The following is a 17,348-nucleotide window of genomic DNA, read 5'->3' as shown; positions in this document are numbered from 1 at the left end:
TTTAAATTTTGAAATTTATGGTTCTATCTCTTTTTTCTTGTTTTTCTTGCGGTTTTCTGTGTTTTTTATTTTATAGTAAATGTCCCGCTAAATTTCCACTTGAAAAAGACCATTGAAGATTAAAGCCACCACAAGGTCCATCTAAATCCATTACTTCTCCACAAAAATATAAACCATCTACTAATTTACTTTTCATTGTTGTTGGATCTATTTCTTTCAGTGTTACTCCACCTCTGGTAATCATAGCTTTTTTAAAGCCTACAGAATCTATCACAGTTAAAGGTGTATTTGTAAGTATTTTGATAAGATTATTTCGTACTTCACCGTTTTGTTCTTTAAATTTTTTATTAATATCTGCATTTACAATTTGACATAATTCTTTTGCTACTGATTGTGGAACTAATGTAGATACATTATCTAATACGTTTGAATCAGGGTTATTACTTGCCTCTTTTTTTATAACTTGTAAAACCTCATCTTCATTTTTACCTTTTACCATATTTATTAATAGTGGTACTTCATCATATTTTTCTAATAAGGGTGTGATTTCTCTTGAGAAATCTAAGATAACGGGACCTCTTAATCCTTTTGATGTAAAGATTAAATCTCCTATTGCTTTTAGTTTCTTTACTTTTTTTAAATCAATTTTTACTATTGCTTTTGCAATAGTATCAGCAGTACAATTTGCAACCCATGTTTCTTTTGTATAAACAGGAAGCATTGCGGGATATAAATCTGTGATTTTATGACCTAATTCTTTTGCAAATTCATAACCATCACCATGAGCTCCAAGAACAGGAAACCCTAAACCTCCAGTTGCAACTATTACATTTGGTGCATTAAAAATTCTATCTTGTGTTTGAACTCCTGCGATTCTATTTTCACTCATTAGAAGTTTTTGTACTGATTGATTACATTCTATTTCAACACCTAATGAATTTAACTCTTTTTCTAATGCTTTTATTATTGTAGAAGAATTATGTGTTACTGGGAAAATTCTAAAGCCATCTTTTGTATCTGTTTGAACTCCAATGTTTAAAAAGAATTCTCGTAAGCTATCTCTATTTAGCATATTAATAGCTGTTGTCATAAATCTTCCATTTTTTCCAAAAGAGTTCATAAACTCTTCACTACTTAAAGTGTTAGTAAGATTACACTTTCCTCCACCTGTTGCTTTTAGTTTTGCACCAAGTGCTGGTAGTTTTTCTAAAAGAAGTACATTTTTACCTTGTTTTTTTGCAGTTATTGAAGCAATCATTCCAGCACCGCCAGAACCTATTACTATTACATCATAATTATTTGTTTTCATTAGCTAATAATAACTAAAGATTGTTAAATATAATCTATTATTTAGATATAATAATTTATGAAAATAAGACTTGGTACATTTAACCTCTTTCAATTTGTAGAGCCTCCTTACTCTTGGTATATTAAAAAAGATAAATTCAATAAACTTCAATGGCAAGAAAAAACACAATGGATTAAAAATCAAATTGTCAAAATGAATTGCGATGTAATTGGATTTCAAGAAGTTTTTTCAAGAAATGCACTAAAAGAAATTGTAAATGATTTAGGATTTAAGTATTTTGAAACTACAGATATTGCAAAAACTAGTAAAGAAAATTCTAACATTTATATAAGTACTACGGTTGCTATTGCTTCAAAGTTTCCTATCTCTCACATTCAAGATGTAAAAATACATATCCCAAGTATAAAAAAACATAATTATGAAGGTTTCTTCAAATTTGCAAGAATACCTATAAAAGCTACTATTGTTCTTCCCAATGAGCAAGAAATTGCAGTTTATGTTTGTCATTTAAAATCAAATAGATTAAATGAGTTTGAATATACATTTAATCAAAATGATTCTTTAGAACATAAAAAAAATCTTGTTGATGAATCTTTGAAAAATAAATATTCAAGTTCTTTAAAACAAAGACTTTGTGAAGCCTCATCTCTTTTTTTTGATATAAAGAAAGAAAAAAACAAGCCATGTGTTTTAATTTGTGATTTAAATGATAAAGAGTTTTCAATAACAATTGATGCATTATGCAATAATAAATATCATGATGATAAAAGAAAAGAGAGTTTAATTTTACATGATGTGTATAATCAACATGAAAAAACTATTTATAACCCACACCCGGAACAAAAAGAAATAAAAAGAACACCTACAAGTTTTTTTGCAGGAAAAGGAAATGTTCTTGATTATATATTTATTTCAAAAGAGTTTAATAAGAAAAATAAAAATTGTATTGCAAAAGTCTCTGATTATATTATCTGTGATAAGCACTTACAAGAAAACCCTGATGGTTCAATATTAAAAAGTGATCATGCTCAAGTTGTTTGTGAATTAACATTTAAATAAATATATTCCATTAACAAATTGTTTACAATCTCTACACAAACTATTAACATTAACACTATATAATCAATATAACATTTAAATTAAGCCGCGAACTTAGGTAAATGTATATAAAAAATAATTTTCTCATTTCTCCTTAAATAAAAGTAAGACAAGTTCTCCTAATTAGTCTTGCTTTTATTATACTATTTTCTTAAATACTTCAACGTTGTAATAATAATATCATCATCATCTTTACTTGGACTTTTTATAGTTTCTTTTGTATCATCAGATTTTGTAAATGTAATATTCATTTCATATGAACTAATTGTTTGAATACCTTTTTGTAAACTTAATATTTTAATCATAATTAATTCTAAGAATTGTTTAGTTGGTAAATCTGGCTTTCCAAATCTATCTTCCATCTCTTCTTCTATTTTATAAACTTCATCTTTTTGTGTAGTTTTTGAAAGTCTTCTATATAACTCTAATCTTACTCTATCTTCAACTATATAATCATCTGAAATAAATGCAGAAATCGCTAATTTAATATCAACATTTTTCTTCTCTTCTTTTGCATCACCACTTAAGGTTGCCAGTGTATCTTCCAACATTTTTAAATATAAGCCATATCCAATTTGTTTAATATGACCACTTTGTGCTTCACCTATAATATTTCCACCACCTCTGATTTCTAAATCTTGGTGAGCTAAGGCTGTTCCACTTCCTAGATATGAGTTTGATTCTAAAGCCACTAATCTTTTAACTGCATCTGATGTGATTTGCTTTTTATCTTCAACTACGTAATAACAGAAACCTTCTTTATTACTTCGTCCTACTCTTCCTCTTAATTGGTGTAAGTCTGCAATACCAAATCTATCAGCACCATCAATTATAATTGAGTTTGCATTTGGAAGATGAAGACCTGATTCTACAATTGAAGTTGCTAATAAAATATCAAACTTTTTTTCTTCAAAAGCATCAAGAATTTTTTCCGCATCTGCTGGTTTAATTTTTGAGTGAATAATTTCAACTTTTATATTTGGAACAATTTCTTCTATATCTGCTTTTTTTGCTTCAATTGAAGCAATGTTATTATGAACATAGAAAAGTTGTCCACCTCTTCTCTTTTCTCTTAAAACTATTTCTTTGATTAATTTATCACTATACTCTTTTACATAAGTTCTTACACCTAATCTTTCACTTGGTGGAGTAAGTAGTGAACTCATACCTTTTAATTTTGAAAGTGCAAGGTTTAGTGTTCTTGGTATTGGTGTTGCAGACATTGAGAAAATATGGACATCGTCTCTTAAATTTTTAAGTTTTTCTTTTTGTTTTACGCCGAACTTATGTTCTTCATCTACAATTACTAAAGCTAAATCTTTTGCTGTGATATTAAGTAATGAGTGAGTTCCAATAACAAATTGGATTTCTCCTGAGTTTAAACCTTTTTTGATTTCTGTTTTTTCTTTCGATGTTGATTTTCCATCAAGTTTAGCCATAGAAATACCATAAGGTTCAAATCTTTTTAACATTCCATGAAAATGCTGAGTTGCTAAAAGTGTTGTGGGACATACAAAAATCACCTGATGCCCACTTAATACAGTTGCTAAAATAGCATTCATCGCAACTTCTGTTTTTCCAAAGCCAACATCACCTGAAAGTAATCTATCCATTACTCTACCTGAGCTTAAATCTTTGAAAATTTCATTTACTGATCTTGCCTGATCTTTTGTATAATCAAACCCTGAACTTTTTCTAAAATCAGTTAATACTTGTTTATTTACATCAATTTTTATACCATTTACTAACTCTCGTGCGGCTGCTAATCTTATAATATCATTTGCAATAGCAAATAATCTATCTTTTACTTTCTCTTTTAATTTAGCAAAAGAACCTTTTCCAAGTTTATCAACCATAGCATATGAGCTTCCATCTGCAACATATCTATCAACTAAGTCAATATTTTCAACAGGAATTAAAAGTTTATCTTCTCCTGCATATTGTACAATTACAAAATCACGTTTAGCTCCCATTACCGTAACAGGTTCTATTCCTTTATATTGTCCAATACCATGTTTTTCATGTACTACAAAATCATTTACTTGTAATTCATCAATTACAAGTTTTATTTTTTTCTTTCTTCTTTTTTTAATCTCTTTATTTAAAGAAATAATTACCTCATCATCACTTACAAGGTTTATAATATAAGATTCAAAAACATAATTGATATTTGAATCTCTTAAATCTAAATCAAAAGCTTTAACTTTAGCTTCTGTACTTGAGATAATTGTAACTTTTTTATTTTTATGAAAAGTTATAAACTCTTTTATATTTGCAGGTGCAATTTCTTTGTGAGTTTTACTTTTATATATCTGAGGAGTTAATAAAAACTTATCTTTATTAATTCTTTTTTCTTCAAAAACGTAAACTTCTTCTAATTCTTCTAATGATTCTTGGGTAATAAAACAATGCATACTTGAAGGCAAATATTCACCTAAGTCATTTAAGTACCAAAACCCTAAAGAGTGAATATCTTTTATGAAAGCATCACTTGATACTGTTTGAATTTCATTTGTAATATTTTCATAAGTTTCTTCATCTAAAGCTAAAAATGCAGGTGTTATTTCTATAGTTTCTATTTCTTCTTTAAAGGATTTTTGATCTTCTATATCAAACTTTCTAATACTTTCAACTTCATCATCAAAAAGTGAAAGTCTATATCCAACATCACTTCCAAGTGGACAGATATCAATAATATCTCCTCTAATTGAAGCTTCTGCTTCACTTGTTACAATATCTACAAAATAGTATCCCCAGTTATAAAGTTTTGACTTAAACTCTTCTAATTTTATAGTATCTGCAAAATTTATTGTATAAGAGTCAAAACATTTTTCTTTTGGTAGAGGAAAAGAGATTGTACGTATAGGCGAGATTAATATCTTATTTTGCTTTTTATATGAGTAAAATTCATTTAATACTTTTGTAATGTCTTGAAGTTCACTTGAAAATGATAATAAATCATCTCCAAAATTTGCTCTAAAATCCGATAAGACAAAAGGCGTAAAGCCTAAGAAAGAAACAATATCACTAGCTATTTGGGCTTGTTTGTCATCATTAACGATTAGAAGTTCACAATTTTTTAGTTTCTTATCGTCTTTTAGATTCTTTAGAAATTCATATATATTGTTCACTACTTACTTTCTTCTTTTGATAACTCAAAATCTTTTGTATTGTGATTATAATAATGTGCAGGATATGGTGTTTCATTTAATAAAAAGATTAAATTTGCATCAATAAAACCAGCCTTTTCTAATCCTTCTTTAAACATTTGTAAAATAAAGGCTTTTGTTGTAACTAATGTCGTAGTTGATGATGATGTATAAACATTTTTTTCACCCTCAACTACTTTAAAACTTTTTCTTTTTAAAAATTTATTTAGTTTTTCTTCATCTTCTAAACCACTTACATCTAATAATACTAATACTTCAATATTTTCCATATTTATAATTCCTATATTTAACTCATAATATCTATTATTTTAAAAAAGATATTGTATTTAAATAAGGTTTAATTTAGGGTTTAAAAACTAAATAGAAACATATCTTTAATTACTAATTCTATTAGTCAATTCCAATAAAGAGTTTACTTCTATTGTTGGTTGAATTTCCCATGGATCAAAAATTGATTCTTCTGATCTTTTAATCCAAGATGATCTCATTCCAGCAGAAATTGAACCTGTTACATCAAAAGGATTACTTGAGATTAACCAAGACTCTCCACTTTTTGCATTTGCACTTCTTAAAAAATGTGCATATGCTCCAGGGGATGGCTTAAAAGTTTTTATATCATCAACACTTACAACTCCATCAAATAAATCTATTATTCCTGCATTATTTAAAAGTTTCTCTACAGCTTCTTTTTTCCCATTTGAAAAAGCAAATAATCTAAATCCCTTTTCTTTAAATTTTTCTAATGCAACTTTAACCTCTTCAAAAGCGGGAAGAATAGCATAAATAGCCATGAGTTCAGCTCTTTGTTCTTTACTTAAATCTTCTTTATAAAATAAACAAGTGAAATCAAGTGCTTGTTGCGTACAAACAGCAAAGCTTACATAGTTTTGCATATGTCCACGTCGAAAAGAGTATTCTAATTGCTTATCTCGCCATGTCGAAGAAAAAGCTTTTGCTTTTTTTCCTACAAAATTCTCTAATAGAGTTAAAACTCCATTTGTATCAATCAATGTTCCATAAACATCAAAAGCTAATGTTACCTTTGCCATCATTTTCTCCTATTTTTATGAAGTTAAATTTTCTAATATTTTTTTATAAGTATCAATTGATTGTGCCCCATTTAGAGTAACTGCATCATTAAACATAATTGTGGGAACTCCTTTGATGCCTAAACTTTTCCAATATTCTTCTTCTTTTTGGATTTCTAAATTAGCATCATTTTCTAATATAAGTAGAGCTTTTTCTTCATCTAGACCTATTTCTTTTATTGCATCTAGTAAAATAATTCTATTTGATACATCTTTTCTTTCTGTAAAAAATGATTCAAATAATCGCATTTTTAATTCTGTTTGTTTTCCATATTCTTTTGCAAAATCAAGTAAAATGTGTGCATCTCTTGTATTTACAATTTTCATTTCAGTAAAATGGTCGAATTTAAACCCTTCTTCTTTACCCATTTTAGTCATATTTGATTGAAAGTTTTCAACATCATCTACACTCATTCCATACTTACGATTTAAGTGTTTTGTAATATTTTCACCATCTTTACTTATATTGGGATTAAGTTCAAAAGGTTTCCATTGAATTTGAATCTTTTCTTCAAGTTTTAAATCACTTATTGCTCTTTCTAAACGTTTATATCCTATTACACACCAAGGACAAACTACATCAGAAACGATATCAATTTTAATTTTTCCACTCATTTTACTTTCCTTTTAAGAATTTTTTCTAATCGCTTCTAAAATATCTTGAGGCTCACATCTTTTTGTATAATCTTCATCTATAAATGAGAAGATAATCTCTTTATTTTTATTTATTACATATGTAGCAGGCATTGGAATTTCATAAGAATCTTCTTTATTTGTTGCAGGGATATCAATACCAAAACTTAAGTATATTGGTCTTAATTCTTCTGCAAGTGAAAATACAAGTCCATACTCTTTTGCAATTATATTTTCATTATCACTTAATACTTCAAATTCAAGTTCATTTTTTTCTTTTGTAGTTAAACTTGCATCTGGACTTTGTGGTGAAACTGCAATTAATTTTGCACCTAATTGTTTTAATTCTTCATTAATTCCTTGAAGTGCTTTTAACTCAAAGTTACAATATGCACACCAAACACCTCTATAAAAACTTACAACAGCAAAATCATTTTCTTCTAAAGTTTTAAATAATGAAACTTCATTACCTATTGCATTTGGTAAGTTAATCTCTTTTGCTAATGAGCCTACTGTTAGTGCATTTTTACTAATACTTGTATCTTCAAGTTTTTTTGTTGCTGCTAACATCTTATCTTGAACTTCTTGTGGAGCTTTTATTTTAAAAGCATCTTTATATTTTTTAATTTCATCTATTAATCTTGACATTTTATTTCCTTAATATATTTTAAATTTTATTCTATAACTATCAAAAAAACAATTTATTTTTTTGATTTATTCATTATAGAATATTAATTCTATAATGTCAACTGTTTTTCATTCTTAAAAATGAAGATTTAGAAATTTTACTTTTGTTGCTTTTATAATAAGCCATATAGCTACGTTTAGCTAGAATTCAGAAAAAAAGGATTTAAAATGGAAATAGAATTATTTATAGGCTTTCTTGGCTTCTTTTTTACAGCTATTGTTTTAGTTATTATTTTTCTTTATTTATATGCAATTGTAACACCTTATGACGATTACAAACTTATTTTTGAAGATAACAATTTAGCTGCTGCTCTTGGTTTTGGTGGAGCTATTATAGGAGTGTCAATTCCTTTATATAGTGCACTTGTTCATTCTACATCATATTTTGACTTTGCTATTTGGGGAGCTATTGCTATTTTAATTCAATTAGTATTTGCTTTTATAGTAACAAGGTTAGGTGGTAAATATTCGTTTAAAACTAAAATTTCACAAGGAATTATTTCTGTTGGGATTTTAATGGCATTTTTATCAATTTCAATTGGACTATTAAATGCAGGATCAATGAGTTATTAAAACTCATTGATTTTCTAACCTACACTACTATCTTAAAAATGTACTAGCAAAACCAATCAGTCCACCAAATACTGCACCCCAAACAACTAGCCAGCCTAAGTGTTCTTTTATAATATTTTGAACCATTTGTTTAACCAGTAGAGGAGTTAATTCATCTAACCTTTTATCTACAATTTGGCTTAATTTATTGTATATATCATCAGATAAGTCATCCGATTTTAGTGCTTCATCCAATACTTCTTGGAAAGCTTCAGTTTTAGTAATATCTATAATTGAAGTTTGAAGTTTATTTGTAAAGGGTTCTTTTAAAGGTTCTAATGCCGCTTCTCCACCAAACATTCCCAACATTCCACCAAAAGAGGATTCCATCACTGATTCTTTTAAAGAGTTATATGCTGGTGTAAAATCTGTTTTATTTAATATCTTTTCAAAATCTACAGTACTTTTTGCACTTTTCATTTCTTCTTGAAAAAATCTTGTTAAGTTTTCTTTTGTAAAAAATTGCTTCATAAGTAAGTTATGAATTGATGATTTAAACTTAGTAAAGTTTTTTTCTATTACTCCACTTCCATAAAGGTAGGGTACTTTTTCAAAAAGCATATGAATAGCTAAAGTATTTGTAATAGCACCACTTAGAGCAAAAAGTCCTATTATAAAAATAGTATCGTTCCCATTTGAATAACCATATGCCATTATTAAAACCGTAAGTATATTTGTTATATCTGATTTGTTCATTTACTCAATCCTTTTTATAAAAACAAATTTTATCATAAGTTAACTTTTGTAATTTTATTGCATTAAGATAGAAAAAATCAAAACAAAATCATTGTAACCTTTTTGTAATAAAAGATAATTACAATTAGGTAAAGGAATATTTATGATTAATATACAAAAGGAAATTGAAGCAAAATTTCCAAAGATAAGTAAGAAAAACAATTTTCTTAAAAAGTCTCTATTTACAATTGCAAAAAAAATTGTTCACGAAGACTCTATAAATAAATTTTTGAATGAAAATTCTCATTTAAAAGGTTTTGAATTTGTTGACTCTGTTTTAGATTACTTTGATTTTGATTATACTATTTCTAGTACCGATATAGAAAATATTCCAAGCTCAGGAAAAGTTGTGATTATTGCAAATCATCCATTAGGTGGCTTAGATGCCCTATGTTTATTAAGATTAGTATCACAAGTTAGATCTGATGTAAAAATAGTTGCTAATGATTTTTTATTAGGTTTTGAAGCATTAAACAATCTTTTAATACCAATAGATAATTATAAAATTAAACAATCAAAAAGTGATATAAAGAAAATATATGAATCATTAAATAATGAAGAAGCTGTTATTATTTTTCCAGCAGGAGCAGTTAGTCGAGCAACTAGTAAAGGAATAAAAGATCCTACTTGGAATAAAGGGTTTTTAAATTTTGCAAAGAATTCAAACTCTCCTATTTTACCTATATTTCTTGATGCCAAAAATTCCAAAACTTTTTATACAATATCAATAATTAATAAAACTTTTTCAACTCTTCTATTATCAAATGAAATGTTTAATAAAAAATCTAAAAGAATAAATATCAAAATTGGAAAAATAATTCCAAATGAAAATATTGCACCAAAAGGATTAAATAAGAAATATTTAGTAAATTTATATAAAAAGCATTTATATTCATTGAAAAAAAGAAAAAATAGCTATTTTCAAACACAAAGTGCTATAGCTCATCCTCAAAAAAGACAGGATTTAATTAGTGAACTAAAATCATCACAACTACTAGGTGAAACAAATGATGGGAAAAAGATATATTTATATGATTATACTGATGATTCAATTGTATTAAAAGAATTAGGAAGACTTAGAGAATTATCTTTTAGAAAAGTAGGCGAAGGTTTAAATAAAAAAAGAGATACCGATAAATATGATATATACTATCAACATATTATTCTTTGGGATGAGAATGACTTAGAAATTGTAGGGTCATATAGAATTGGAAATTCAAATTTTATTTTTAAAAATATTGGAATTAAAGGTTTTTATTCTAATACTTTATTTAAATATGATGAGAATATGACACCTTATTTCAAAAATTCTATTGAATTAGGGAGAAGTTTTGTACAACCTAAATACTGGGGCACTAGAGCCCTCGATTATCTTTGGTATGGAATTGGTGCATATTTAAAAAAGAATCCCCATGTTAAATATATGTTTGGACCTGTTAGTATGAGTGCTAGTTTTCCTTCTATTGCCAAAGATTTAATGGTATTTTATTATTCTCATTATTTTAAAAACTCTAAACAATTAATATCACCTAAACTTCCATATCAATATTCAACAAGTATTAATGAAATAAAAAACAATTTTGTATTAGATGATAAAAGAAAAGACTTTAAATACTTAAAATCTACACTTTTAAATATGGGTATTTCTATCCCTACACTTTATAAACAGTATAGTGAAATTACTCAAGATGGCGGAGTAAAGTTTTTGGGATTTAATATAGATAAAGAATTTTCTGATTGTATTGATGGGTTTATTCTAGTTGATGTTGACATGATAAAAGATGCTCCTAGAAAAAGATATATAAATAGAGACTAAATTTATACTTTAGTCTCTAAGGAACAATACATAACTTCATCAACTACTGCTTTTGATAATTGCTTTGTTTCAACAATTATATGTTCTAAATGAAGGCTTTCTAAAAGCTCTTTTTCACTCTCATTTGTAACAGTAACAATAGTTTTTGTATTATGTGTTAAAGAATCAATTGCTTCACAAATTATATGTAAAGAATCAGGATTATTAACCGCAACAATAACAGCGGAAGAACTTGTAATATTTACAGAATTCAAAATATGTTTTTGTGCTGCATTACCAAATACAATTGGTTCATTTCTATCAAGCCCTAATTGATAAAACTTTATATTGTGTTCAATTATTATATATTTTCTACTTAATACTTTTAACTCTTCTACAATAGCTTGTCCATAACGTCCATATCCTAAAACTACAACATGATCTGCTGTATCTTTATCAACATTATATGAATTACATACCATTAAAGTATCTTCACTAATTAATAATCTTGATGCTTTTGTTAAATTCTTTAAAATAATTGGTGTTAAAATCATTGAGATAACAATAGTAACAATTAATATTTGAGAGTAAGTTTGGTCAACTAAACCTTGACTTCTTCCAAGTTCTATAATTGCTAGTGAAAATTCACCTATTTGAATTAATGAAAATGCTGTTTTAAATGCAATTCTTCTTGTATCTTCAAGCTTTACTAATGTGTAAATAATAATATATTTTAAACCCATTAAAATTGGTAATAAAACAAGAATCACCAAAATATATTCTGAAATTACAGCAAAATTAATTTGCATACCAACTGTTATAAAAAAGACACCTAATAATATATTTCTAAAAGGAATAAGATCAGCTTCGACTTGATGCTTAAACTTAGTTTCTGCAATCATCATACCAGCAACAAAGGCACCTAAAGAATATGAAAAACCGAAATAATATGCTAAATAAGAAGATCCAATTGCAAGAAGCAAAACAGAAGCTACAAATAATTCATCTGATTTTGTTTTAGATACATGATTTAAAAATGGTTCTAGTAAATATTTTCCTGAAAAATAAAGTACCGATAATAAAACAATAGCTGCAATTACAGTTTTTAAAATCATTAATCCAACACTATTACTCTCATTCATTGTAAAAAAAGATATCATAAGTAAAATAGGAATAACTGCAATATCTTGCATGATTAAAATACCTAAAACTCTTTGACCATAGGGTTTTCTAATCTCTTTTGTTTCATTAAAGGTTTTTAAAACAATTGCTGTTGAGGATAAAGAAAGTGCAGCTCCTATTACTAAAGAAGATTTTAAATCTATTCCTAAAACAAAATGTGAAATTACAAAAACAAATAAAGTTGTTATTATAATTTGCAAAGAACCTGTAAAGAAGACCTCTTTTTTCATCTTTTTTAAATGCTCTATTGAAAACTCTAAACCAATAGTAAACATTAAAAAAACTACACCAAACTCTGCTATTTCTTTTAAGTCATGATTATTAACAGCTGTATGTAAATTAAAAACATAAGCAATTATTGTTCCAGTAAAAATATATCCAATGATTGTTGGTAATTGGAATCTTTTTAATATTAAATTTATTACAAGTGCAATAAAAATTGTAGCTACGATTGTTCCTAACATTCTAAAACTCCTCCTTACTTATAATGCATTTGCTTATAACCTTCAGCTCTTTTTTTAAAAGCTGAATTAAGCATTACGTTGTTTGTATCTAAAAAATCAATAGCTAAACACTCTTGATTTCCCCTTCCTATTCGACCTAAATACTGAACTAATCTTCCATAATAAGAAATTGGTGTTGCAAAAAAAATAGTATTTAAATGAGGGAAATCAATTCCTTCTCCAAAATATGATGTAGTTGCAAGTATCAAAGACTTTTCTTTTACTAGATTCATATTTTCTACTTGTTCTTTTTTATTTTGACTTCCATGAATACTCACATAATCAATATTTTCTAAAGTAAGTAAATGCTCTAGTATATTTATATGTTCTATTCTATCAGTTAAAAGTAAAATTTTTCTATCAATATTATTTTTTATTTCCTCTACAATTAAATTATTTCTTTTTTCATTAATACATAATTCATTTATAATACTCGCATAATTATCAGCTTGACTAATAAAATCTGTTCTAACTATTTTTAATTTATTATAATGAGTTTTTTTCTTTTTATATTCATACGCAATATCACCTAATTGTTGATATAAAATTGCTTGTAATCCATCTTTTCTATTTGGTGTTGCACTTAAACCTAAAATATATTTACCTCTAAAGTTTTTCACAATTTGTTCAAAAGTAATGGCAGGAATATGATGACATTCATCTATAATCACAAAAGAGTAATTATGAATATAATCAGGTGAATTTTTTAAACTTTGCATTGTTGCTACGTCAATATTTCCATTTAGTTTATTTTTACTTTTTCCTAAATATCCTATATCTTTTTTATCATATTCAAAGTAATCAACAAAACGCTCAATCCATTGATTTAATAGCATATTTTTATTTACAATAATAAGCGTTTTACATGCTCTTTCTTCAAACATTTTTGCACCTATTAATGTTTTTCCAAAGCCAGGAGGTGCTACGCAAATACAAAAGTCATTTTTTATTATTTGATTTATTGCATCATTTTGTTCTGGTCTTAATTTAAACTTCACTTCTTTAGTCTGACATGCATCTAAATGTCTTTTATCCTCTATAGAAAATGAAACACCATTGGAATTTAAGAAACCACTAACTGTATTTAATAAACCTCTAGGAAGCATTAGATAATTTTCATCTTCTTCAAAACTTTGAATTAGCCTTGGTGTATTATATAATGGCTTTCGAAGTCCTAATAAAACTTTTATTTGTGGATTTTCAAAAGAAGCAAAGGATTTTAATTTATTTATTAAAGACTTTGATAATAGTGAAATAGGAATATATAAAAAATCATATAATACTATTTTTATTTTTTCAATTGGAAACTCTATATTACCAAAATCTTTTTCACTATTTACACTATTACTAACTGATGCATTATTATAAATTATTTGTTTGGGGACTTTTTTAACACTATTTAAAAGCATCCATTGATCTTCATAAATTTTACTCGTATTTGTATCAATAAAAACTGTTTTATTTTTATTCCTACTTTTTAAATAAAGAGGTAGTTCAAGACTTAATCCTAAATTAGCATTATTTGCAAACTCCTTATTAGGATACATTTTTGCTGTTATATTAGCTTTTTTTAAAAGATATTTTCCAAAATTGTAAACAACTTTTGTTTCAATACTTTCTTCTAAAAAAATCCATACGATTAAGGAGTTGAATGAATTCAATTCATAATAAGCTTTTATATTTAGACTATTTAATGCAATTTGAACTTTGAATTTGTCTTCATCTAAAATTTCTAAAACTAAAAATTTAGACATATTATTTGAGTCAATACAAAAAGTTGCAAGATGTACTAACCCTCTTAAATGACTCTCTATTTCTTTATTTGTTAAAGGAATATAATCTTCACCTTGAAAAGTTCTAGTAACTGGATAAAAACCTTGTTTATTTCCATCTTTACTTACCCATTTTTTTGCATATATATCTTGTCTTGCTATAAATAAAGATTTGAAAATATCAATTTTTTCATCTTTAGTAAATGTAGTTTTTATAGCTTTAGTAACTTTTTCTTTTTCATTTTTTATTTGCTCTTCTAAACTCTTTATTTCTTCTTCTATATTCTCTTTTTGTAAGTAAAGGTTTTTAAGTTTTTTTTCAAGATTTATCATGAGCTATTGCGGAAGGACTTACTATAATATTATTGATTTTTTGTTCTACTTCATTATATCTACTTTTTAAATCAGAATCTTTTCTAACTCCTCTTCCCTCAAATTTTCCATTTGGTTCAATTATTAGTTCATTATATTTCATATCACCAATTACTTTTCCATTTTCTAAAATCTGAACAATATTACAATCAATCTTTCCATCAAATAAACCATTAACAATTAAATTATTAGCTTTAATATCACCAATAACCTCACCTGTTAATCCAATAGCAATTACATCTGCTTCTAAAATAACACCTTCAAATTTTCCATCAATATTAACTGTACCTTTTGTATTAATTCCACCAATTATACATGTACCTTGCGCTATTACTGTAGCGCCATTTGGTGTTGATCCTTTATTAGACTTATTAAAGACTCCCATTCAACCTTCCTTTCATTTTTAAAAATAGTATCGTATGTATCCAAATTCCAGTTTATAAAGTTTTTTGGATTTAAAAGTGTACTTGCATATCTTATTTCATAGTGTAAATGTGGTCCAGAGCTTCTTCCTGAAGTCCCTACTAAACCAATAATTTGACCTTTTTTCACTATATCACCTAATTTTACATATGTTTTACTCATATGAGCAAAGGTAGATTTGAATCCATAATTATGACTTAATCTTATAACTCTACCATAATCTCCTATATTTTTTGATTGCACATGTTCAACTATTCCATCAGCAGTTGCTCTAATTGGAGTTTTTCTAGGTGCTGCTAAATCTAAACCTCGATGAAACTGTTTTCTTTTTGTAATTGGATTTATTCTATATCCAAAATTTGAAGAAACTCTACTTTGTTTAAGTGGTTTACCATTTGGAATAACCATTAAAGTATATTTTTTCTTATTAATATTTATTGCAGCTAAAGTTTTTTTAGTAATTTCATTTTTTGTAGCATTTTTACCAACACCAATAATAGTATGAATTTCATCTAACTTTTGATTTAATTCATCAATATCTTTTACTTTACTTTTTATTTGTATTGAGTAAAGTTTATTTTGAGCAAGAAGTTTTTCTTCTTTTTCATTTAATATTTTAAATTCTGTTTCTTTAGTTTTCTTTACACTCTCAACTTCTTGATTTAAATAGGATATTAACCAAAAACTTCCACCAATTACTAATAAAATTACTAAAATTACGGAAAGTAAAACTTTTTTTATAAACTGATGAACATTGTAGGACTTTGTACCTTTTATGTCTGAAACTGTAATTATTAATCTATTTTTCATTCATCCCAATCAAATATAAGAATTTTTCTACAACTAAAAATGAACCAAAGACTAAATACTCTTCATTATCATTAATTTTTATTGTATTTTCTTTCATTATATTTAATTTATCTATAATCTTTAATAAATTATTTTTTAAAACCATTCTCTTATCATCAATATCTATAATAATTATTTTATTTATTATAGGTTTTAATATTTGCAATACTTCTTCATAGTCTTTATCTTTATAGGAATTATAAATCAATGTAATCTTTTTATTTGCAAACTCTTCTTTTAAAACTCTTGCAGCTAAAGGGTTATGTCCTACATCAATAGTTATATTTTTTGTTATCTTTTGAAACCTTCCAAATAGTTCGACATCATCAAATAAACTTAAATTTATATCTATTTTTAATTCTTCTAAACAAGCTATTACTAGATGTAAGTTTCTTTTTAAATAGCTTGCAAACTTCTTATTTAATTTATATTTATTAAAATCTTTTACTTCTTTAATTGTTATTTTAGTGTTTCTTTCTCTTAAAAGCTGTTCTTTTACTTTTAAAGCTGTATCATAAACACTTTTATGTATTTGATAACCTATAATCATTTTATTATCAACTGAACGCATTTTTGTTTGAGCTATTTCTTCAACAGTATTTCCTAGAAAGTTTTGATGATCTAAGTCAATTGTAGTAATTAAAGATAAGTTGTTCTTTACAACATTTGTTGCATCAAACTCTCCGCCAAGACCTGCTTCTAAAACTAGATAATCACAATCTTTTCCTAGATAAAAAGATAAAAGCGTTGTATATTCAAAATATGTCAATTTCTCCAATAAATTTAAAGGATATAATTCTTGTAAAAACTTATGTGCATGCTCTAAATCTTCATCGCTAATATCTTGTCCATTTATCCAAATGCGTTCATTGAATTTAACAATATGAGGTGAACTATAGTGTAGTACCTTATAATTACTTTTATTTAAATAGTGAGAAAGAAATCTTCCCGTACTTCCTTTTCCATTTGTACCAACAATGTGAATAACAAAAGGTAAAGAGATTTTTTGTGATAGTAAATTCCAAGATGATTCTACAGTTGTAAAATCAATCTTGTCATAATAAAGAGTTTTAAATTCTAAGAATTTAGCTAAATTAGCTTTTTTTAAATCAACTTTCAT

The 17,348-nt window shown here is 26.4% G+C and carries 15 protein-coding genes; 3 read left to right on the top strand and 12 right to left on the bottom strand.

Annotated elements, in window-relative coordinates:
- Positions 1–70 precede the first annotated feature (70 nt).
- On the bottom strand, positions 71–1,309 hold the full coding sequence (locus tag KO488_RS05555) for an NAD(P)/FAD-dependent oxidoreductase (RefSeq protein ID WP_216057801.1): 1,239 nt from the start codon (positions 1,307–1,309) through the stop codon (positions 71–73).
- A 57-nt stretch (positions 1,310–1,366) separates the two neighbouring features.
- Between KO488_RS05555 and KO488_RS05550 the strand changes: the two genes are divergently transcribed.
- On the top strand, positions 1,367–2,368 hold the full coding sequence (locus KO488_RS05550) for an endonuclease/exonuclease/phosphatase family protein (protein WP_216057800.1): 1,002 nt from the start codon (positions 1,367–1,369) through the stop codon (positions 2,366–2,368).
- Positions 2,369–2,550: 182 nt separating this feature from the next.
- Here the strand turns inward: KO488_RS05550 and mfd are convergent, their stop codons facing one another.
- From mfd to KO488_RS05525, 5 genes are all read right to left on the bottom strand, one after another.
- The gene (gene mfd / locus KO488_RS05545) at positions 2,551–5,538 is read right to left on the bottom strand and encodes a transcription-repair coupling factor (protein WP_216057799.1); all 2,988 of its coding nucleotides are present in this window, start codon (positions 5,536–5,538) and stop codon (positions 2,551–2,553) included.
- Entirely contained in the window at positions 5,538–5,846 is a 309-nt protein-coding gene (locus KO488_RS05540) for a hypothetical protein (RefSeq protein ID WP_216057798.1), read from the bottom strand. The genes mfd and KO488_RS05540 overlap by 1 nt, the downstream gene beginning before the upstream one ends.
- Before the next feature lie 105 nt (positions 5,847–5,951).
- On the bottom strand, positions 5,952–6,626 hold the full coding sequence (locus tag KO488_RS05535; protein ID WP_216057797.1) for a haloacid dehalogenase type II: 675 nt from the start codon (positions 6,624–6,626) through the stop codon (positions 5,952–5,954).
- Between the two features lie 15 nt (positions 6,627–6,641).
- Positions 6,642–7,280, bottom strand: coding sequence for a DsbA family oxidoreductase (locus KO488_RS05530; RefSeq protein WP_216057796.1), 639 nt, complete (start codon positions 7,278–7,280; stop codon positions 6,642–6,644).
- A 12-nt stretch (positions 7,281–7,292) separates the two neighbouring features.
- A complete protein-coding gene (locus KO488_RS05525; RefSeq protein WP_216057795.1) occupies positions 7,293–7,946 on the bottom strand; it encodes a peroxiredoxin-like family protein in 654 nt (217 codons plus the stop codon).
- 207 nt (positions 7,947–8,153) lie between these two features.
- Between KO488_RS05525 and KO488_RS05520 the strand changes: the two genes are divergently transcribed.
- Positions 8,154–8,558, top strand: coding sequence for a DUF350 domain-containing protein (locus tag KO488_RS05520; RefSeq protein ID WP_216057794.1), 405 nt, complete (start codon positions 8,154–8,156; stop codon positions 8,556–8,558).
- Positions 8,559–8,585: 27 nt separating this feature from the next.
- On the opposite strand, the gene KO488_RS05515 is transcribed toward KO488_RS05520, so the two are convergent.
- Positions 8,586–9,293: a DUF445 domain-containing protein gene (locus KO488_RS05515; protein ID WP_216057793.1), complete on the bottom strand. Its 708-nt coding sequence runs from the start codon at positions 9,291–9,293 to the stop codon at positions 8,586–8,588.
- A gap of 142 nt (positions 9,294–9,435) precedes the next feature.
- Between KO488_RS05515 and KO488_RS05510 the strand changes: the two genes are divergently transcribed.
- Positions 9,436–11,148, top strand: a complete 1,713-nt coding sequence (locus tag KO488_RS05510) for a lysophospholipid acyltransferase family protein (RefSeq protein WP_216057792.1) — start codon at positions 9,436–9,438, stop codon at positions 11,146–11,148.
- Positions 11,149–11,150: 2 nt separating this feature from the next.
- On the opposite strand, the gene KO488_RS05505 is transcribed toward KO488_RS05510, so the two are convergent.
- Genes KO488_RS05505 through KO488_RS05485 form a run of 5 tightly spaced genes read right to left on the bottom strand, consistent with a single transcriptional unit; the run spans position 11,151 to position 17,348 of the window.
- Positions 11,151–12,773 carry a cation:proton antiporter gene (locus KO488_RS05505; protein ID WP_216057791.1) on the bottom strand — a complete coding sequence of 541 codons (1,623 nt, stop codon included), beginning with the start codon at positions 12,771–12,773 and terminating at the stop codon, positions 11,151–11,153.
- Positions 12,774–12,787: 14 nt separating this feature from the next.
- Positions 12,788–14,917 (bottom strand): DEAD/DEAH box helicase, encoded by a 2,130-nt coding sequence (locus KO488_RS05500; protein ID WP_216057790.1) that lies wholly within the window; start codon positions 14,915–14,917, stop codon positions 12,788–12,790.
- Positions 14,904–15,341 (bottom strand): bactofilin family protein, encoded by a 438-nt coding sequence (locus tag KO488_RS05495; protein WP_216057789.1) that lies wholly within the window; start codon positions 15,339–15,341, stop codon positions 14,904–14,906. The genes KO488_RS05500 and KO488_RS05495 overlap by 14 nt, the downstream gene beginning before the upstream one ends.
- Complete coding sequence (locus KO488_RS05490) at positions 15,287–16,189, bottom strand: M23 family metallopeptidase (RefSeq protein ID WP_216057788.1); 903 nt, start codon at positions 16,187–16,189, stop codon at positions 15,287–15,289. The genes KO488_RS05495 and KO488_RS05490 overlap by 55 nt, the downstream gene beginning before the upstream one ends.
- Positions 16,179–17,348 carry a bifunctional folylpolyglutamate synthase/dihydrofolate synthase gene (locus KO488_RS05485; RefSeq protein ID WP_216057787.1) on the bottom strand — a complete coding sequence of 390 codons (1,170 nt, stop codon included), beginning with the start codon at positions 17,346–17,348 and terminating at the stop codon, positions 16,179–16,181. Before KO488_RS05485 ends, KO488_RS05490 begins: the two co-directional genes overlap by 11 nt.

The organism is Poseidonibacter lekithochrous, from assembly GCF_018861145.1.
In the GTDB taxonomy this organism is placed as follows: Bacteria; Campylobacterota; Campylobacteria; order Campylobacterales; family Arcobacteraceae; genus Poseidonibacter; species Poseidonibacter lekithochrous_A.
This window is presented reverse-complemented; position numbering and strand designations above follow the sequence as displayed.